Annotated in this window: 21 protein-coding genes; all 21 read right to left on the bottom strand. The window is 55.7% G+C overall.

The annotated features are described in order from the left end of the window. Positions 1-5 precede the first annotated feature (5 nt). Complete coding sequence (locus WMO45_RS04720; RefSeq protein ID WP_349139416.1) at positions 6-413, bottom strand: acyltransferase; 408 nt, start codon at positions 411-413, stop codon at positions 6-8. 34 nt (positions 414-447) lie between these two features. Next, positions 448-1368: a glycosyltransferase family 2 protein gene (locus tag WMO45_RS04725; RefSeq protein WP_349139417.1), complete on the bottom strand. Its 921-nt coding sequence runs from the start codon at positions 1366-1368 to the stop codon at positions 448-450. Beyond that, positions 1365-2366 carry a glycosyltransferase family 2 protein gene (locus WMO45_RS04730; protein WP_349139418.1) on the bottom strand — a complete coding sequence of 334 codons (1002 nt, stop codon included), beginning with the start codon at positions 2364-2366 and terminating at the stop codon, positions 1365-1367. Before WMO45_RS04730 ends, WMO45_RS04725 begins: the two co-directional genes overlap by 4 nt. Further along, positions 2366-3526, bottom strand: a complete 1161-nt coding sequence (locus WMO45_RS04735; RefSeq protein ID WP_349139419.1) for a polysaccharide pyruvyl transferase family protein — start codon at positions 3524-3526, stop codon at positions 2366-2368. The genes WMO45_RS04730 and WMO45_RS04735 overlap by 1 nt, the downstream gene beginning before the upstream one ends. Continuing rightward, complete coding sequence (locus tag WMO45_RS04740) at positions 3523-4536, bottom strand: glycosyltransferase family 2 protein (RefSeq protein ID WP_349139420.1); 1014 nt, start codon at positions 4534-4536, stop codon at positions 3523-3525. The genes WMO45_RS04735 and WMO45_RS04740 overlap by 4 nt, the downstream gene beginning before the upstream one ends. Further along, positions 4529-5548 (bottom strand): glycosyltransferase, encoded by a 1020-nt coding sequence (locus WMO45_RS04745; protein WP_349139421.1) that lies wholly within the window; start codon positions 5546-5548, stop codon positions 4529-4531. The genes WMO45_RS04740 and WMO45_RS04745 overlap by 8 nt, the downstream gene beginning before the upstream one ends. Before the next feature lie 92 nt (positions 5549-5640). Further along, positions 5641-6846 (bottom strand): glycosyltransferase, encoded by a 1206-nt coding sequence (locus WMO45_RS04750; protein ID WP_349139422.1) that lies wholly within the window; start codon positions 6844-6846, stop codon positions 5641-5643. Beyond that, on the bottom strand, positions 6822-7541 hold the full coding sequence (locus WMO45_RS04755; protein ID WP_349139423.1) for a glycosyltransferase family 32 protein: 720 nt from the start codon (positions 7539-7541) through the stop codon (positions 6822-6824). The genes WMO45_RS04750 and WMO45_RS04755 overlap by 25 nt, the downstream gene beginning before the upstream one ends. Beyond that, the gene (locus WMO45_RS04760) at positions 7538-8428 is read right to left on the bottom strand and encodes a glycosyltransferase family 2 protein (protein ID WP_349139424.1); all 891 of its coding nucleotides are present in this window, start codon (positions 8426-8428) and stop codon (positions 7538-7540) included. The genes WMO45_RS04755 and WMO45_RS04760 overlap by 4 nt, the downstream gene beginning before the upstream one ends. Positions 8429-8437: 9 nt before the next feature. After that, on the bottom strand, positions 8438-9559 hold the full coding sequence (locus tag WMO45_RS04765; RefSeq protein ID WP_349139425.1) for a glycosyltransferase family 1 protein: 1122 nt from the start codon (positions 9557-9559) through the stop codon (positions 8438-8440). A 5-nt stretch (positions 9560-9564) separates the two neighbouring features. Continuing rightward, entirely contained in the window at positions 9565-10398 is an 834-nt protein-coding gene (locus WMO45_RS04770; protein ID WP_349139426.1) for a LicD family protein, read from the bottom strand. Between the two features lie 4 nt (positions 10399-10402). Continuing rightward, on the bottom strand, positions 10403-10804 hold the full coding sequence (gene tagD / locus WMO45_RS04775) for a glycerol-3-phosphate cytidylyltransferase (protein ID WP_349139427.1): 402 nt from the start codon (positions 10802-10804) through the stop codon (positions 10403-10405). A 14-nt stretch (positions 10805-10818) separates the two neighbouring features. Next, positions 10819-11934 (bottom strand): EpsG family protein, encoded by a 1116-nt coding sequence (locus tag WMO45_RS04780; protein WP_349139428.1) that lies wholly within the window; start codon positions 11932-11934, stop codon positions 10819-10821. After that, the gene (locus WMO45_RS04785; protein WP_349139429.1) at positions 11928-13019 is read right to left on the bottom strand and encodes a glycosyltransferase family 4 protein; all 1092 of its coding nucleotides are present in this window, start codon (positions 13017-13019) and stop codon (positions 11928-11930) included. The genes WMO45_RS04780 and WMO45_RS04785 overlap by 7 nt, the downstream gene beginning before the upstream one ends. Beyond that, a complete protein-coding gene (locus tag WMO45_RS04790; protein WP_349139430.1) occupies positions 13016-13690 on the bottom strand; it encodes a sugar transferase in 675 nt (224 codons plus the stop codon). The genes WMO45_RS04785 and WMO45_RS04790 overlap by 4 nt, the downstream gene beginning before the upstream one ends. A gap of 4 nt (positions 13691-13694) precedes the next feature. Continuing rightward, a complete protein-coding gene (locus tag WMO45_RS04795; RefSeq protein ID WP_349139431.1) occupies positions 13695-14174 on the bottom strand; it encodes a S24/S26 family peptidase in 480 nt (159 codons plus the stop codon). After that, the gene (locus WMO45_RS04800) at positions 14171-15409 is read right to left on the bottom strand and encodes a nucleotidyltransferase domain-containing protein (protein WP_349139432.1); all 1239 of its coding nucleotides are present in this window, start codon (positions 15407-15409) and stop codon (positions 14171-14173) included. Before WMO45_RS04800 ends, WMO45_RS04795 begins: the two co-directional genes overlap by 4 nt. Positions 15410-15423: 14 nt before the next feature. After that, positions 15424-16284, bottom strand: coding sequence for a metallophosphoesterase (locus WMO45_RS04805; RefSeq protein WP_349139433.1), 861 nt, complete (start codon positions 16282-16284; stop codon positions 15424-15426). A 1-nt stretch (position 16285) separates the two neighbouring features. Next, positions 16286-16546 carry a PqqD family protein gene (locus WMO45_RS04810; protein WP_349139434.1) on the bottom strand — a complete coding sequence of 87 codons (261 nt, stop codon included), beginning with the start codon at positions 16544-16546 and terminating at the stop codon, positions 16286-16288. A 3-nt stretch (positions 16547-16549) separates the two neighbouring features. Beyond that, the gene (locus WMO45_RS04815; RefSeq protein ID WP_349139435.1) at positions 16550-17686 is read right to left on the bottom strand and encodes a radical SAM protein; all 1137 of its coding nucleotides are present in this window, start codon (positions 17684-17686) and stop codon (positions 16550-16552) included. After that, positions 17683-18525, bottom strand: coding sequence for a hypothetical protein (locus tag WMO45_RS04820; RefSeq protein WP_349139436.1), 843 nt, complete (start codon positions 18523-18525; stop codon positions 17683-17685). Before WMO45_RS04820 ends, WMO45_RS04815 begins: the two co-directional genes overlap by 4 nt. Positions 18526-18575 lie beyond the last annotated feature (50 nt).

The following is an 18575-nucleotide window of genomic DNA, read 5'->3' on the forward strand; positions in this document are numbered from 1 at the left end:
CCTGTTCAGCGTCTCCACTCCACATGCTCTCTGAGCACAACTTCTTCTATCTTCTGTCCCACCAACGCCTGCTCCTTCACGCTTCTGGAAACCAGTGTATTGGCTGCAATGACAGAACCCGCTCCAATGGAAACGCCATTGAGTATCATTGCATTGGTGGCAATCCAAACATGATCTCCGATCACAACCGGCGCTGCCGAAACATCGCTCTCTGCTCCAAGGGCGTGAAAATCGCTGTCATAGATCACTACGTTCCGGGCAATCATGACATCGTTTCCCAGCTGAACCCGCTTTGCGGCAATCAAAACGGAACCGCTGTTCATGGTAAAAAAGCCGGTTTCCAGTGATCCGCCGGACAGCACCTCTATCGTGGTCCCATAGGCGATCTTCCGCCCTTTCCGGCATTCCAACACGTGTCAAATCCATCTTGGTATTTTTATATTGAACCTATAGGAGCTGTTTTTTATAATATAACATTCTTTCTTTCCATGTAACACTGCCGTTTTTCTGCAATACACGGAATGTTTCTCTCATTACAGCCTTATTTTTTTCTGCTATGGCATAATAAAATTTTTGCCGTGCGCAGTTTTCCAGAACCAGTTGGGCACAAGCTGTCTGATTACATTGGCTGACTTCTATGGCGTGGAGCAAGACTTCTGTAAAGGCATCCCAGCGCTCATATTCCTGCTGATAGCTTCTTTTTTTCCTGGAATGGCTGTCTTCATGGACATAAACCCAATACAAATCCTGATCAATGTAGCCGCACTTGGAGCGGCTTGCCGCCGGTACCAGCAGCTGCCAGTTCTGACCCACGCGCGATTCATAGATGTCCAGATCAGGATAGCACTCCAGCAGGAGGTTCCGCGTGATCATATAGCATCCGCAGCAGCCATATGTGTGCACCAGCAGCAGCGGTTCGAGAATATCCTCTGTCTCCTCATGCGGCTTGGAGCAGATTCTCGTCCTCGTACCAGCCTTCTGGTCGATATACAGCCCATTGCTGCGAACCATCTTCACCTCTGGATGTGCCAACAGGAAATTTACCTTTTGTTCGATGCTGTCCGGAGCCAGTTCATCATCCGAATCGGGCCAGGTCAGATAATCCCCGGAAAAGAGTTTCAGCCCCCGGTTCAACGCCGCCGCCTGTCCGGCGTTTTCCTGATATTCATATAAGTAATGTATGCCCCTCTGCTCCAGCTTTCCGCGGTAGGACAATGCGATCTCTTCCGTGCGGTCGGTAGAACCGTCGTTGATAAAAATCAGCTCCAGGTTGTTATAGGTCTGTGCGAGAATGGATTGAAAGTACCGCTCCAGATAGGCTTCCCCGTTGTAGCACGGCGTAATAATGCTGACCTGTGGTTGTTTCATGATCCTTCCTTCTTTTTTTGCCAAGATAGCTTAGCCCGAACTCTCCAATACCATACGACCAGCTCCGGATGGATGGAAAAAGCCCGTAGCAGCGCCTTCGTATCTGACGGATACCGGCTGACATGCCCTTTGCGGTAATACCGCCGGAAGGTATCCCAAATCCGCCGCATGATCTGCCGATCGTGCAGAATATCCCGTGCTCTTGAGTATTCCCAAACGAGGGCATGAAGCAGATCGTCGTATGCCATCGTTTCAAGTTCATTCCACCTTCTTGCCTGAAAGAAGGCAATACGTTCCTCCAACGCCCCCAGATAGTCCAGCTTTTTCGGGTGAAAGCTGTGATTCATAAGGCTGTCCGGCCGCTGAAAATAGTAGGAAAGGATATCCTCTACAACCACAATGGAACTGCATCGGGCCAACAGCTTATGGGTCGTATAGATGTCCTCAAAAATTTTTCCATCGGGATACCAAATCTGCTCAAACAGGCCTCGCTTATACAGTTTACACCAGGGAACAATATACCGCAGCCGGTCATGGTCCTCCCCGTAGCTGCGGCGCAGGGCCTCCTGTGCAGAGATTTGTGCTCTCTTTTTGGTAGCAGGAGGAAACTCATATGCCGCATCACGGCCCTTTTGGAAATCGCCAATGGCCAGATCTGCGCCCGTCTCCTGTATCGCCGCATACAAATCCAGAATCGCATGGGATGCAACATAGTCATCGCTGTCCGCCATGAACACATAGGCTCCATGCGCTGCCTGAAGGCCTGTGTTCCTTGCTGCACTGACTCCTTTTCCGGAATTGGAAAGAACCTGAATCCGGGGATCGTCCTCTGCAAACCGGCGGCAGAGCGCAAGGCTGCCGTCGGAAGAGCCGTCTTCCACCAAGATAATCTCCAAATGGTCATAGCTTTGCGTGCGGATGGACTGTATGCAGCGCGGCAGATAGGCTTCCATATTATATACGGGGATGATAACCGTTACCAGTTCCATATCACTCATCAGCCAAGGATCCCCTCTATTGTATCACGCAGCGTATGTGCGCGTCCGATGTATTCCGGCATCTGTGCTGTCAGCTTGGTCCGTATTTCATCCTCATGCTCCTGCAGCCACTGAAACGCCATTGTCATCTCCTCCGGCCTCTCCAACTGCTGCACTGGCACAACATAGTGCTCATGGGTGCCAAACAAATCCACCGCAATCCCCCTGGATTTGATGGAATATCCCAGTACCAGTGTGGGAACACAGGTGGAGTACGCCGCAATGGTAGCGTGGGTCCGCGCCCCGATAAAAAAGCGGCATCTGGCAATATATCCCTTGAGCTGCATGCAATTGCAGTCCTCCAGCAGTGTAACCCGCTCACTGTCCCCCACCGCATCGCAGATTGCCCGCAGTGCCTCCCGGTCATCGTTATCCGGCCACACCACATGGGGAATGAGAGCAACGGTATATTCTGTCTGATCCAAAATATAGCGAATCAGGCGAACAAAGTTTTCCCGTACAATTCCCTTTTGCCCCTCTTTCCGCAGCACCAGCGGACTGATATTGATCCCGACTACGTTGGAGGCATCAAATCCATCCGGGAATGGACGTCTCTCCTGACCGAGCGTAAACGCGGAATCCGGAAGATAAAACACATTGGGTACTCCTGCATCCCGCAGCGCCTGATAGGTCAAGGACTCCCGGGCGGTGATGGCATCATACCGTCCTATGTCCTCCCGAAATCGCGGGTCCTGGAACAATTCCGGCTCTAACGAGCAGCCTACCAGGATGCTTTTATGTTTTTTGGAAATAGCCTCATGCAATCGGACAAACTTGAGATAATCTTCATAACAATAGATATCTCCCCCAATGGAAAGTTCTACCGCATGTTTCGGCATCCGCCGGATGGCCTCCCAATAGGGCAGCGTGTCCATGGGGATATAATCGCCCTTCCATTTCAGGTGCAGGTAGGCATTCCAAAACCGCCATGACCGCTTGGAATACGGCTGCTTGGCCGGGAGCACGGTCGTGAGCTCCTGTATCCCGTACCGGCAGTCCTGCTCGGGCGCCTCACTGTATACCGCCTGTACCGGCCCCATCAATCCCAGCACGGTACGGACCAGCGCCTCACACCCGTGATTGGCGCTGCCTCCATGATTATAGATAACATACTGGCTCATCGCTGCACACACATCCTGTATCCTCTTCTGAGCAGATTGCGCATACGGAACAGGAGCAGCAGCAGCCACTTCTGCCGCAACGCAACCGCCCGCAGAATCATTTTGTAAAAAAGGCTTCCCTTATGGGCCTGACGGGCACAGCAGAGCAGCTGCCGGTCCTGTGTCAATGTATCGTATAAGTGCCCGAGGTCTGATTTTTTCTCATTTGCATCAAACAGCATATAGTACATATACTGTGAAATTTTTTCATCCAAGGTCCAGCGGTGCTTCTCATACATCCCGATATCCATAAACCATTTCCGGACATCCAGTTGGATCTTCAGCTGGTCTTTGTAGTTGATGTCCGTGTTGTATAGATAGTTGGAATCTGTCTGTAAATATTGGAAACTCTGTCCCGGCCAAAAGATCGCCTTTCTGACGCCGCAATAGAGCTGCACATAGAAATCCAGATCCTCCGCCAGCGTGATGCCAACCGGAAACACCGCCCCGGTTTCTTCCAGCAGCTTTCGCTGAAACAGTTTGTTGGAGATGTAGCCAAAAAAACCAGTGGTATACTGGTGCTGAATAAACAGCGTACAAAGCTGTTCCGGATCAGCCGTCCCGGCGTGTGGAACGCTCTGTTCCTCTACCGTCCGCCCTTCCGAATCCACCTTGGCAAAGCCGGAAAACAGGATGTCCGCCTGTCCCCGCTCTGCCAACGGCACTGCAGAAGAAAGGTAATCCGGCAACAGCAGGTCATCCGCGTCCAGAAACTGGATCCATTTTCCTTTGGCTGCCTGCAGGCCCCTGTTTCTCGCGGCGGATACCCCGCCGTTGGCCCCAGTAAGGATATGAATGCGCGCATCCCGCTCTGCAAATTCCCGAGCAATCTCCAGGCTGTCGTCAGTAGAGCCATCGTCAACCAAAATTACCTCATAGTCAGAAAACGACTGCTGGTAAACAGAATGTAATGTATTGCGTAAATAAACCGATTTGTTATATACCGGTATAATGATGGACACCTCAGGCATGCCGAAAACGCCTCCGCATCATCAGCGTCACCGGCAGGACCCAGCCGTGTTTGATCAGCCAAAGCTGTATCTTTAGTTTGACACCCACCGCCGGAAGCGAAAATCCATGCATGGCCCCCACCAATTCCGGATCGTTCAGGATTGGCCTCACACGCTGGATGGCGTCACCCAGGTTCCGTGCATTTGCGCACTCCATCCCCAGCGTGTTGCAGGCGTAGTAGAGCAAGTGCAGCCGGATCTGCCTGCTGAAGTCATAATCCTGTTTCTCCAAAAAATACGCCCTCAGATAGCGGTTCATCCTGCAATAGACGGCCCATGCTCCCGGCCGGTATCCCGTGGTAATGGTATTGGGGTTTTGATAATAGCGGTAGAAATACGCGCCCTTCATATAATAAAACCGCTCTGCGTGGTATCCGACATACGCGCTGAACAGGTTGTCCTCCGACCATTTTACGTCCTCGGCAAAACAAATCCCATACGTCTCCAAAAAGCATCGGTCATAGATGCAGTGACACGCCGAAAGCAGTGGGCCGTAGTCCACATTCTCCCCCATGATCAGCGCAGGAAACACCTCCTGGACCAGGTCCTCTTTTCTGTAAAGTCCGGCCCGAATTTCCTTGCTCACCGGAAAACAGGTGCCGTCCGCCAGCACTCTCTGATAATCCGCCATTACCACGTCGGCGGCATATTGGACCGCAGCCGCAGCCATTTTCTCATACATATCCGGCAAAACATCGTCGTCCGAATCCACAAATCCCACATACTTGCCTGTCGCCACCTTCAAGCCCGCATTGCGCGCACTGCTCAGGCCGCCGTTTTCCTTGTGAATGACTGTGATCCTGGAATCGGACGCTGCAAAAGTGTCGCAGATAGCCCCGCTGCCATCGGGAGAACCATCATCCACCAGAATAATTTCAATCTCTCTCAGTGTCTGACCCTGCAAACTGCGGATGCAGCGCTCCAAAAAACGCTCCACTTTATAGACCGGAACGACTATACTGACTTGAACCATAGATTGTCCTTCCATCACTCAATGATTGAATTGCTACCGTGAGATGCTTCGGAAATAGAAGAGAATAGTTCTTACTGACTGTATCTCATCTACTAATCCCCACTAAGCCGGTATAAGATTTCAAGCGCTGTTTGATCCGGTGTCCCCGCCTGCCAGCCGCCAGCCACGATCCTCTTTCGCAGCGCCTCATCCGCCAATACCGTCGCGATTCCCTGAGCGCAGCCCTCGTTGTCCATGGGCACGATTATACCGTCCACCCCATCCCGCAGCTGGCTCGCCGATGTAGCATAGTCGGCAATCACCACAGGCTTGCCCAGGATCTGCGCTTCATGCACACACACACAATTTCCTTCATAGCGGGACGGCTGAACATAGAGATCGCACGCCTTCATGTAGGGATATGGATTTTCCCGTTTGCCCAGGATTGTGACATGTTCCTCCATCCCGGCCTCTGTGATCTTGCTGCGGATCAGTTCCTCATCTCCGCCAAATCCGATCAGATACCAGTGCACATCCCGCCCCAATGCCCGCAGTCTGCGGCAGATATCCGGGACATTATCAAAATTTTTAGCATGGCAGAACCGTCCCACAGACAGCAGCTTCTCCACGCCCCGGCACATCTCCCCGCTGACGTCGCACTTGTCCGCCTGTGCCCGGATCCATGCAGGCGCCAACATATGATCGATCCGTACGATTTTCGAACACAGGGCCGGAAACCGGCTTAAGAATCCCCTTGTACACTGCTCTGATATGGATACAATCGCATCATATGCAGACCACATTTTCTCTTCCGAGGCTGTATCGATCTGGATTGCCTCATAATCCGTATGAATCCACGCCGCCTTTTTCCTGGCCCGAACCTTTTTCCACACAAAATAATGGGGCGTTAAAAAACTGATTGCCAGATCGTACTCTACCTCGGGCTGTATGGCCGGCATAAAAGGACAGGTATACTTATGACTGTACTCCAAAGCTACCATACTCTCTGTATAGCGATGGCGGCGGCTGTATACGCCCGCCGCCAGTTTTCCAAATACACGGGCGGCCGTCAACAGCAGGTGTCCTTCCCGCAAGGTGTCCTTCATCGGTCGGGCCAGTACCGTATAGGCGGCCACTTCCGGCAGAAGTCGGATATGGGGTGGGATATCCCCCATCAATTCCCCCTCATGCCGCAGCAGGAAGAGGTCCACCTGGCAGCGCTGGGGGGACAGTGCGTGCAGCAGTCCAATCAGACTCCGCTCCGCTCCCCCAAGTTCCAGGGCATGGGACACGATCAGGATCCGTTTTTTCTCCCCCATGTTTGAACCCTCCGAAAAAAATCCACACCAAACAGTCGGTGCAGCGGACGTCCGATGGCGCACCGCAGCCGCTGGCGGCGGCTCATCCAACTCGCCGAATACCAGTGGATGGAGATCGTATTTTTTGTGGTATTGAGTCGGCCTGTGGCACTGTCATAGGGATTGAACCAGTCGCCGGGACAAATGAGCGCCTCCGCTACATGCTGCATGGTACCGTCCGGACGCAGCCCCAGCTTCACCAGTGCACTGGTATTGAGTTTGGGGCAGCCGATCGTACCATGTTTTCCATCCAGCAGAGGGTCATACTCCCGCAGCATAGCTTCCACCGCCGGCCCGTGAGCCTCAGAGCCAAAGCCCAAACCAGTGTTCACTGCATCCGGGGTCTCAAACCCCCAAAATGCCTTTTCTGCCAACAGCAGATCCGGCGCCCTCAGCAGCTCCACATCGGTGTCCAGGTAAATTCCCCCATGCTCCGCCACTACAGCCAGCCGGACATAATCGCTGAGAAAGGCATACTTTTTTTCCCGCATGCACATGCGGGTATATTCGTTCTGCTCCACGTCGAAGTTATCCTCATTCCACTCCACGATGTGGTAGTCCGGGCAATATTTTTGCCAGCTGGCCATGCAGCGCCGCATTTTCTCCGATTTCTCCCCCCGGCCAAACCAGCAATAGTGGATAATCTTCGGGATCACGTTTTCTTCCCTCCCGCCTTCCACCGGATGTACGCTGTCAGCAGCACGCCGAACGGCAGGCTCAGTATCGTCAACGCCTTCCGTGGGGACTCTCGTATAAAGTGCCGGTTGCCGGCAATCAAACTGCTGGAGCAGTAATGGATACAATCCATGATGAGCCGTTTCTTCGAGACGGGATGCTCCATACATACCTTTCGCCAAAAGGCAAACCCTTTTGGATTATTCAGATATTGACGCCACATGGTATTGGATGAGCCGTCCGGCTGATAGTCCACATGACAGAGCACCTCATCCAACACAGCCATTTTATACTGTTGGTCGATAAGACGGTATTTATAGGAGAGTGCTACATATTTTTCTCCCTCAAACACCGGATACGGTGGATATTGGCGGATCACATCCGTCCGATACACCAATTTTTTATCTCCTCTGCCGCCAGCAGCATAGTACCCGATCACTGTCGTCTCTTTCAGACCTGCGGGAAAACCGGCTCCGATGATGGTTCCGTTCTTATCAGAATCAAGGCCAATAATTCCGGCATACCCTTGTCCCCGAACTTGCTCCCACTTGTGCAGAATCTTTTTTACACCGCCAGGGGCCATTTGGTCATCCGAGTCAATGCAGGTATTCAACTCCGTATCAATAGATTCATAGGCCGTGTTGTGTGCGGTGTGCATTCCACCATTTTCCTTACGAATATAACGGATCTCAAACCCACAGTCTGTGCTCTGCCACTGGCGTACCAGTTCCTCTGTACCATCGGTGGAACCATCATCCACGATGAGCCAGATAAATTCTTTACAATCCTGTCTACACAAGCTCTCGTAGGTCCCTGGCAGGGTGTGCGCTCGATTATAGGTTGGTGTAAATACCGTCAGTATAGGCATTGTATCACCTCAGTGAATTCCCAGATAAAAGGCTTGCAGCCATTGTGCTGTCTGATTGATATCATACCCGGCTTCCCGCAGACGGGACAAATCGCTCCGCCGAACAGCTCCACCCCGCAATTCTAACGCCCGCTGGGCCCATGCCTCCGGGCCATGCTCCAGCGGCTGTGTACAGATGGAATCTGTGAGCAGAATCTCAGGCGTGATATGATTGGAGATTACACAGGGCAACCCCGCCGCTTGCGCTTCTACCAGTGTGACCGGCAACCCCTCATATAGAGATGGAAAAAGCAGTACATCCATGGCCTGATAATAGCGCCAGACATCTGCCACCACGCCGGTAAGGCATACCGCATGCCCCAGACCTCGCTCCGCAATCTCCTGTTCGATCTGGGGACGCAAGGGACCGTCACCTACTAAGAGCAGCTTACTGTCTGGTTCCGCTCTGTGTATGCATTCAAAGATATCCAATAAAAAGCGATGATTCTTTTGTTCTTCAAAACGCCCTACGTGGCCAAGCAAGAATTCATCTTTAAGGTGCAGTTCCCGGCGCACCTGCTCGCGTTCTTCTGGAGAAAATGCAAATCGTGAAAGATCAATGGCATTGGGCAACACACGAAACCGTTTTGAGTCAGACGCTATCCGTCTCCCATATCTAGAATATCCCGCCATTGTAGAACATCCGAAAAAGAATTGCGCGATATATCTTACCGGATAAGATACTGCTGCATATGTAATGTCTTTTATTGTGTGCATCCGATTTGTGTTATGACTATGAGCTATGGTATAAATCCCATACCGCTTGGCCTTGCTCAAATAGACGGCCGCCGTGCTCCCCATATGTCCGTGGATTGCCCGGTATTCCCCCTTATGTCTAGTAAAAAAGTCATCCCACCAGGCTGCATAGCGGGCCAGATCCCTAAGGCCATACCCAGGGCAGCGCTCAATTCGTCCTCCCAACGCTCGAATCTCGCCGTCAAATGCCGCCTCCTTGGCACTATGCTCCACAAAATCAAACTGCACCTTGGTACGGTCCATGTGCCGATAGAGATTCATAAGCATGGTCTCAGCACCACCGCGATCCATTCTTCCGATGACGTGCAGTACTCGAATAGGTTTTTGGGCATACATCGTCGCTAGCGTTCCTCCAGATTATGTTCAAAGTCCAGTATGAGCGGATGATGTTTCCACATACGCTCCTCTTCCGGGGGGAGTGCCAAATAAGTCCCATATTTTCGCTTCAAATACGCATCCCACTGCGCAAAGCACATAAAATGCTCTCCGCCGAAGGGAAGCTCCACATATTCATCCAGCAGAGTATTGCTGTGCGCCTGCCGCATGGTTGCCACCGTCTCGATCATGACTGTTTGCAACGTCGGATCGGAATCCGTACGCATGATCCGCTCTAACAGCCGTGCCCGCTGATTGGCCCGCTGATTTGGTCTCACGATAGCCAGCAGCCACCTTGACAGCCACCGCACCAGCACACCATTCTGGCTAGGCGGGAACTCTCTGGTGTACAACTGATACTTCATGCACCGGTACCAAAAGAGCAGCCGCTGTATTTTCCCGCTGGGGAGACGGTCCACTGGAAAAATATCTACAAAAATTCCCGTGTGATAGCGTCCAGCTTCCCACTTATATTGTAAAAAAGTAGTATGATCTTTTCGGATCTTAGCAAACGACTGTGTAAATGCCGGCTCTGCTTCTTTATATTGCAGTACATACCCGGGTACCGGTTCTTTTTCCCATGCCTCCAGAAAGCGATTATATTCCGCCCTGGACATACAGATATCCAAATCATCATCCCACGGGATAAATCCCTGGTGCCTGACTGCCCCCAACAAAGTTCCTGCATAGAGGGAATAGACAATTTGGTGGTTCCGGCAAAATGCGTCAATCTTCTTCAGTATCTCCAGTTGGACTTCCTGAAGCTGTCGCAACTGGACTTTTTCATCGATCCGTCCCACGCTCTTATCCATCCTTTGCCGCAATTTCCTGTTTGATTTGGGTAGTCGAAATCTCTGGTGTGCGTGGAAGATAGACGACTTCTATCCCCTCTTCCCTTAGAAAATCAAATTTGCCGGTCCAATCATCCCCTATGACGAACGTATCGGCCTGGTAGAGATGTACATCCCTCCGTTTTTGCTCCCAAGACTCTTCCGGAATCACCAAGTCCACATAACGGATTGCCTCCAGTAGGAGTTTTCGCTCCTCATAGGAGAAGTAACAGCGTTTTTTCTTTTCATTCCAATTGAATTCATCGGTAGACAGCGCCACAATCAGGTAATCGCCCAACGCCCGGGCCCTGCGCAGCAGATTGATATGACCATAATGGAGCAGGTCAAATGTACCGTATGTAATGACTCGCCTCATACCAGTTTCTCCTTTTACAAAGACGCCAGGAACTCCCACAGACTGACCGCACGATAATATTCTCCAAATTCCTGGTTGTCGTACAGGAAAAAGCCCAGAAAACAGATGGCTGCCAGCAGTTTTATTATCCGGGCCGACTTTGGCGTAAACGCCTTGTCAAAGATCCACGGTAACACACACACCGTTCCCAGCACAAAATACCGGGCCATACGGCCGAACATATTGGCCCCGTTCATCAGCGCCAAAAGCATAAACATCAAAGAGACAATGCTCATGTTGAGCAGAATACACCGCCTCCGGTCCAGCTGTGGCCGCAGCCAGGGCATCAGCAGCAGAGACAACATCGGTGTCACCGCGAAGACCGCCACCCGGAACGGGTTCATCTGATTGCCATCGAATACCTCATACTCCGCTACATGCTTGCCCATAGAATCGGCATACTCCAGCAGAGAGCCAATGGAATCCTCAAAGGTCAGCATAATGACCAGGGTGACTGCCAGCAGCAGCAGTGTTTTCCACCCCCAAGGCCGTCCGGTGAGCAGCGGCAGGAAAGCAAAAAGGAATGCGTAAGTATGCAGCAGTCCTGCGATGAGTACCAACAGGTAATACCGGAGCCATTTCTTGTCCTCCAGCGCCGGAATGGCCAAGGTAAGCACCGCCGAGGCGGTGATCTGCTTGAGGGCCGCCATGGAAAAGGTAAAAACCCCGATCGCGAAATAAAGCAGCACCACCAGGGCAAAATCCCCCTCCGGGGCATACCGGCGCAAAAACTGGACAAACAGGATGTTGTTGAATGCAGCAAAGACCATGAGATAGAGATGGTAATTGTCGGTCAGACCGCGGAACAGCGTGGTGATCAGATAAAACAGCGGATTGTGCAGTACATCCAGGTTATCCGCATCGGCCAGAAATTCCGTCAAATTACCGGCATTCTGAAAGCCCGTAATGTAGGTATAGGTATCATTGTAGTTGGTGCGCAGTCCCACGAACAGGGTCATTCCCACCGTCATCAAAACCAGGAAAATATCCCAGCGCACCCGGCCCCGTTCCGTGACACCGCCCCACCCACTGATTTCCGAAGCGTAGGCAAGCCCTACCGATACAGCCGTGACCAGCAGCAGATTCAACATGGCGGTTCCTCCAGGACGGCAGCCAGCGTGCGACGCACCACATCCTCCTTGCGGAAGGTCTGCTCCACATGCTCCCGGCCCCGTTCCCCCATGGCCGCCCGCTCCGCAGGCGTCAGGGACAGGAACCGCTCCAAGGCCGCTAACAGGCCCTCCCGGTCTCCCGCCGGGCAGAGATAGCCGCTGATTCCATCCCGCACCGCTTCCCGACAGCCCGGGATATCCGAGGTGATAAGGGCCCGCCCGGCAGCAGCCCCCTCCAGCAGCACATTGGACATGCCTTCGTGGTAGGAGGGCAGCACCACGCAGTGGGCAGCGGAATAGAAGGGCCGCACATCCTGCTGAAATCCGTGGAAGTTTACGATCCCCTCCCGGACCAACTCCTCCACTGTCTCCCGGTAGGCATCTTCAAAGAAACCCACAACATCCAGGATAACTTCGTCGCCATGGACCGCCCGAAGCCGGCGCATGGCATAGAACAGCTCCTCCACCCCTTTCTCCCGCATGATACGTCCCACAAAGAGAAAGCGGATGGGGCCCTCCGACGGATAGGGCTGTCTGGCGTGGTAGCTCAGATCTACCCCGGCGCCAGGCAGCACCGTCTGCCGCTGCGTGGGTACGATCTTCTTCTCCCGGAAGAGAGCGGCGTTGCCCTCATTTTCAAAGAGTACCGTTCTCGCCCGGGCCAGGGCCACGCGGTACATCAATGTGACCAGGCTGGCCAGCCCCTTGCGCTGAAAGGCGGTACCCAGCCCCTGCACATTGGCACAGTAAGGTACTCCTGCCATCCGGCAGGCCAGTCCGCCGTAAATATTGGGCTTGATGGAGTAGGTGATCACCAAATCGGGACGCTCCTGGCTCAGTAGTTTTCGGTAGGTCCGCATCAGTTTGAGATCGGTGGCGGGGTTGATCCCCCGACGATCTACCGCCGTCTCAATGCAGCGGCAGCCCAAGGCTGTTAAATCTTCTTCATGGCCCACAAAGGGCGTACTCAGGACCACTTCATGCCGCTCCAGCAGAGCGGCGGTCAGCTCCCGCCGGAACTGCCAGAACATATAGGAGTGGTTGGTCAGGATCAGTATCTTCATGCCTCAGGTCCCTTTCCCTCCCGCTGGCGCCCCGCACCGGTGCCGCCCTCCACCACGCCGTCCTGCCGGAATACAGCCAGGAAAGTGCCGAAAAAGCACTTCAGGTCGATGATGGGCCCCAGATGCCGCAGGTAATAGGCGTCCAGAGCGGCTTTTTTCTCAATTTCCAGCTCATCCCGGCCGTGGATCTGAGCCCAACCGGTGAGCCCCGGGCGGATCTGTTCCACACCGTACTGCCTGCGCAGCGCAATCAGGTCGTCCTGATTCCAAAGAGCAGGCCGGGGACCGGATACCGCCAACTCTCCCCGCAGGATGTTCCACAGCTGGGGCAGCTCGTCCAGCGAGGTGCGCCGGAGCACCCGACCAACCCGGGTGATGTACTGCTCCGGATCCCGCAGCAGATGGGTAGGCATATCATGGGGGGTATCCAAGCGCATGGTGCGGAACTTATAAATGGAAAAATAGGTTCCGCCCCGTGCCACCCGCTTCTGGGTAAAGAGGACTGGGCCGCCGTCCTCCCGCTTGATGGCCAGTACAATGACCAGCAGCACCGGCGAGAGCAGGATAAGCGCAACCAAGGCCAGCAGCCAGTCTACCACGCACTTCAATTTTACATATGCCCTTTGGCGGCCCGTCAGGGCCCAGGCAGCGATGGTTTCTTCTGTGGGCATGCTCTCAACTCCAAATCGATCTCCATTTGCGCAGCCGGGATAGGCCGGCCAACAGGTATGGGCGGACGGGCCGCAGCAGCGTCCACAGCCACACGATGACCCCACCAGGCCACCGGCGGGCGGAAACCGGTGGCCGTTCCCCCCGGCGGATGCGCACCGCCACTCCCGCCACCTGTTCCGGCCGGATCCTCTCTGTCCAGGTCTGGGCGTCGCCGTTGACAACCAAAGTGCCGTCTGCACACTTCCTGCAAAAACGATGGAGGGTCCACTGTCCGTTCCCCCGGCGGAAAAAGAGGATATCCCCATTTCGGATGGGTACAAATTCTCTGCCTCGGAGAAACACCGTGTCCTGCCTGTCCCGGAGGAAGGGACGCATACTTTCTCCCGTTACCACCAACGGCACTTCTGCCCCCGCCTGCAGCAGAGGAAGAAGACGCCGCTCTACTTCTTCCGGCTCCAGCCGGTGAATCTGCCCCCGGCTCACGGAATCACCCGGTATTTCCGCAGCAAGGCCACCCGCCGCTCACCGATGGATACGCTCTCCCGGGCCGCTGCTGACAAATCCTGGTTTCCGGCTGCATAGCGAGCCATGCGCTGTACCCATGCACCAGGTACCAGCCAATGGTGTCCCTTTAGATAAGGATACTCCCCCTCCAGCTCTGCCGCCGCTGGAAAGAGCGTCCGCAGCAGTGGTCCGCCCAGTCCATGGCCCGGTCGGGCCGCGGCATTAAGCGTAATGCGGCTGCTGTGCAGACGCGCCGTGCTGTTGCTCCCATACACGCCTCCGGCCAGCAGATCTTCCAGCAGCGCGTCACAGTCGGGTGTTTCCCGCGTTGCCAACGCTGCCTCCATAGCAGGATTCCAGCGGCCGGCAAAGCCCAGATACCGGCTGCCGATGGCAAACAGGTTGACCGCAAAGCAGTCGGCGTGCAGTTCCTCCAGTGTGCAAAACAGGGCGGGCCAGTCTATATCCGCACCGTAAGCGGCGGCGCTCAGGCACAGATCACACACCTGACGCACCCCAAATCCGGAATGCACAAAATGTTTGAAGCTATGGCAAATCAAATAGAGCAAATGCTCCCCCGGCCCCATGCTCCATACAGGAGCGTCAGGCCAGGGGAGTCGCTCCGCCTTTTGAAACGCGTGAGCAAAGCAGGCGTTCATTCCGCCATACAGCATATCCCCTTCTGGAAAAAGCCGGCGATGGAGTTCTACCCGCAGCCCGCTGATCCGGTCCAGATAGGTCACCACCTGGGCCTGTCCCAACATCTCGCCTGCCACAACTTCCATTCCAGCCCGCCGCAGCTGCTCGTCCACCGCTGCAAAGTCCGCATCCCGTGCCAGCAGATCTTCATCCGAAGAAGGGCGCAGGTCCGGCTTGGGATAAAGCCGCCGGCAGGCCAGTCCTTTGAGCACCAGCACCCGCAGACCCGCCTGATCCAGCGCCCGGCAGAGCTCTTCCAGTTTTTGCGTGCGCCGGGCCTGACCGGCAACTCCCTGCAGCAACGTCTGCCGCAGAGGACCCAGCATCTCCGCCGCCCAGTCAACCGTCCGCAGAATAGGCAGGAGCTGGTCCAGTACCAGTAGAAGTGCCTGCTGCTCTCCGGCCAGTTCCAGCAGAGCAGACAGTTCCTCCTTTCCAGGCAGGGCAGGAGCAGCAGCTTCCGGGTCCAGGGCCGCTCGCAGATATTCCAGTAAACTGCGCTGTGCTTGCTCCACCAGCGTAACTCCTCTCATGCCGTCAGGTTCAGAATCATGACCTCCGGCGGATTATTGAACCGGGGCAGCCGTTCCGGTTGACTGCCCAGCCCGCTGGTGACCGCCAGCAGGATCTGATCTTTCGTATAGACGCCGTGCACATAGTCCGGAAACAGTCCCTGATCTCCGCCAAACACGCCGCCCAGCAGGGGCAGCACGACCTGCCCGCCGTGGTCGTGGCCGCTGATGACCAAATCCACGTCCCAGGTAACCGAAGCCGCCCCCAGGGCAAAGCTGTCCGGCCGGTGGCAGAGCAGGATCTTATACCGCTGTGTGTCCTGGAATTCCGTTAAAAACGCATATACCTCCGGGTCCATCCGCGCTGGGTCGCAGCTGTTCTCTGCATCCAGGGCAAAGGCGTAATCGTACATCCCGCCCAGGCGTATGGAGGCTCCCCGGATCTCCAGGTCCACATAGTTCCGCTCCAGTACCGTGACGCCCAGCGCCTCCAACTCCTCTTGCAGCGAGGAGGTGCCCCGGTCCAGATACTCCAGCTCATGATTGCCCCAGGCATAATAGACCGGTGCGATCTCCGTCAGGGCATCCACCAGAGTAAGCACGGTATCCGGTCCGGCAGAGGTGCCGTTAAGCATGTCCCCATCCAACAGGATCAGGTCCGGCTTCTGCCCGGCCACCAAGGCGATCAGTTCGGCATGGTCCGTTCCAAACGATACGTCGTGCAGATCAGAGAGCACCGCCAGGCGCAGCTCCACCCCCGCCGCTATCTCCCAAGTGCGCACAACCGGCTTATGGCAGGAGCGCCAAATGGCCCAGCCACACCAGATTGCCAGCAGCAGTACCGCCAGCAAACTCAGCGTCAGTACCCGTCGGCGCATATCAGAGGATTCCCAGTTCCCCCAGCTGCGCCAGGAAAGCCGTCACATCGGCCTCCAGAGTGGGGCGATCCACTTCATACTCCTCCAGGAGGGTATCCACCAGCTCCTCCGGCCCTGCAGCCTGGGGCAGCAGCTCCCAAATGCGGGCAGCTGTCTCCGTCAGTGAAAACAAACCGTTATTTTCAATAATAGTATCACCAATTGGAATCAGCGCATAGTCCCCGGCGATCTCCCGCAGGACCAACTGCTTTTTGATCTGCATGTCTTATTCCCTCTTTCCGTACTTCTCCCGGGTGAGGTGGATCAGTTCCCGGGTCATGGCGCAGAGATAGTCCGGCCGCTGGTCGCTCCGCCCGGTCTCTGCCGCGCAAGAAGCCGCGCAGCTGGCACACTGGACGCGCATGGGGCAGCCGGTACACGCACCAGGCAGACGGATCGCCGCGGTATCGGCCCGGACGGCCTCCCAGGCCCGCCGGAAGCCCAATTCTGTTACAGAGTGCCCCGGGCAGTTCATCATACCGCAGGGGATCATCCGTCCATCCCAGGTCAGCCAGAAGGAGCTGCGTCCCGCCCGGCAGAGCAGCGGTTCTCCCTCTCCCCCGCCGGTGCAGTCCGCTCCGTCGGGCGGCAGTCCGCCGGCCTCTACTGCGGCACGCAATTGTTCCTGCGTCATGGTCTGTTCCCGGCACAGCAGCTCATATCGGGCCGCATCGGCGGCAGTGAACCGGTGTGCCGCTTCACCTGCCGCGCCGCCGTTGACCCGCACCGGTGGAAACATATAGGTGCTGGATTTGACATATAACCCCAGCTCCCGGCCCACACGGAAAATATCTTCCACATCCTCCCGGTTGTCCGGGGTGATGGAGGCGTTGAGGCGAATCGGAATGCCCGCCTCTCGCAGGGCCCGGATGTTGTCCACCACCTGGTGGAAAACCGGCCGGCCGCACAGGCGCTCATAGGTGGCGTCACTGCCGCCGTACAAGGTGATATTGAACCGCATGGGCGGATCCCGGTGCAGCTGCTCCAGCAGCTCACCCTGGGCCAGCAGTCCGTTGGAATTGACGGATACCAGCAGTCCCATCCCTTTGAGCGCGTGGAGCAGTTCCATAAACCCGGGATAGAGCAGCGGTTCCCCGCCGGTAAGCAGCAGCAATACCATTCCTGCCTGTCGGGCCTGTTCTCCAATCTCCAGCCACTCCCCGGCGGTAAGCTCCCGTCGGCCGGAGGCGGTAATCTGCTCCGGCGTCTGGTGGACATAGCACATTTTGCAGCCGAAGTTGCAGCGGGGCGTCAGCTCGAAGGTGCCGCTCACCGGCAGCCCTAGATGATTTCCTTTTTCATGCATATAGGCCGACCAGCGTGGCTCGATCTCCTGGCCAGGCTGCGGCTTGGTTTCACTCATAATACACGCTCCAAACACTCCACCGCTCCCGCATCCACCCGGCATTCCAGGCGGAAGGTAGGGGTCCGCGTCAGCAGACGGGAGAGGATATCCGTGGCATTGGCCACATCTACAGCGTCCCAGGTGCGGTAGGCACACTGGGGCAGCAGGGCTTTAAATGCCGCCAATCCGCCCAGCGGCGCCACCCGGTTCTCCGCCCCTTGGGTCACCAGGACCAGGGCGGCTACTGGCGCGCTGCGATTCTGGCAAATCCCGGAGGTTCCGCTGTAACAGATCCCGTGGGCCCAGGCTCTGCCGTCCTCCCCCAGCCGGAGCAGGCAGCGGTCACCGTTGATCACTTCCGCCCCCCGGTATTTCGCCCACAGGGCGGCCTGGGTGGATTTTCCCACACCGCTTGGCCCGGAAAAGAGGATACCTGTTCCGTTATGGAGCACCCATGCGGCATGGAGCACCACACCCCCCCGCTCCAGCAGCAGGTGGAGCAGATCCAGCGCATCCAGGGTCTGCCAGACGGACAACTTCCCCTGCAGTTCTTCTACCCAGTACATCCGGACCTGGTCGTTGCGCCGCACCCAAGCACAGTAGGGCCGGGGCATCCCCTCCGTCTGACCGGAGCGAATGCACCACTCTTCCCCCGGCTGCTTCCAGTGGGCCTCCCATTGGTCGGCCCAACAGGGCGCTCCCGCCGGGTGTGGAAGCTCCGAAACAAAGGTAACCTCCACCGTCCATCCCGGGACTGGCTCCGGAGCGGCAAAGGGCACCAACACCGGGCTCTCAAGCAGCGTATCAGGTGCGCGAAGGTTGATCCCCACACCACCAAAGTTGTAATTTTGCTCCATGACGCCCCCCTTCCGCATGGAAGAGGCCCTGCCCCGCATGGGGGCAGGGC

Source organism: Flavonifractor hominis, assembly GCF_040095835.1.
GTDB classification, from domain to species: Bacteria; Bacillota; Clostridia; order Oscillospirales; family Oscillospiraceae; genus Flavonifractor; species Flavonifractor hominis.

Bases quoted from the DNA above. Each gene is read 5' to 3' on its own strand.
- WMO45_RS04725 (WP_349139417.1), bottom strand. From the start codon at position 1,368: ATGAAACAACCACAGGTCAGCATTATTACGCCGTGCTACAACGGGGAA.
- WMO45_RS04730 (WP_349139418.1), bottom strand. From the start codon at position 2,366: ATGAGTGATATGGAACTGGTAACGGTTATCATCCCCGTATATAATATG.
- WMO45_RS04735 (WP_349139419.1), bottom strand. From the start codon at position 3,526: ATGAGCCAGTATGTTATCTATAATCATGGAGGCAGCGCCAATCACGGG.
- WMO45_RS04740 (WP_349139420.1), bottom strand. From the start codon at position 4,536: ATGCCTGAGGTGTCCATCATTATACCGGTATATAACAAATCGGTTTAT.
- WMO45_RS04745 (WP_349139421.1), bottom strand. From the start codon at position 5,548: ATGGTTCAAGTCAGTATAGTCGTTCCGGTCTATAAAGTGGAGCGTTTT.
- WMO45_RS04750 (WP_349139422.1), bottom strand. From the start codon at position 6,846: ATGGGGGAGAAAAAACGGATCCTGATCGTGTCCCATGCCCTGGAACTT.
- WMO45_RS04760 (WP_349139424.1), bottom strand. From the start codon at position 8,428: ATGCCTATACTGACGGTATTTACACCAACCTATAATCGAGCGCACACC.
- WMO45_RS04765 (WP_349139425.1), bottom strand. From the start codon at position 9,559: ATGTATGCCCAAAAACCTATTCGAGTACTGCACGTCATCGGAAGAATG.
- tagD (WP_349139427.1), bottom strand. From the start codon at position 10,804: ATGAGGCGAGTCATTACATACGGTACATTTGACCTGCTCCATTATGGT.
- WMO45_RS04780 (WP_349139428.1), bottom strand. From the start codon at position 11,934: ATGTTGAATCTGCTGCTGGTCACGGCTGTATCGGTAGGGCTTGCCTAC.
- WMO45_RS04785 (WP_349139429.1), bottom strand. From the start codon at position 13,019: ATGAAGATACTGATCCTGACCAACCACTCCTATATGTTCTGGCAGTTC.
- WMO45_RS04790 (WP_349139430.1), bottom strand. From the start codon at position 13,690: ATGCCCACAGAAGAAACCATCGCTGCCTGGGCCCTGACGGGCCGCCAA.
- WMO45_RS04805 (WP_349139433.1), bottom strand. From the start codon at position 16,284: ATGCGCCGACGGGTACTGACGCTGAGTTTGCTGGCGGTACTGCTGCTG.
- WMO45_RS04810 (WP_349139434.1), bottom strand. From the start codon at position 16,546: ATGCAGATCAAAAAGCAGTTGGTCCTGCGGGAGATCGCCGGGGACTAT.
- WMO45_RS04815 (WP_349139435.1), bottom strand. From the start codon at position 17,686: ATGAGTGAAACCAAGCCGCAGCCTGGCCAGGAGATCGAGCCACGCTGG.
- WMO45_RS04820 (WP_349139436.1), bottom strand. From the start codon at position 18,525: ATGGAGCAAAATTACAACTTTGGTGGTGTGGGGATCAACCTTCGCGCA.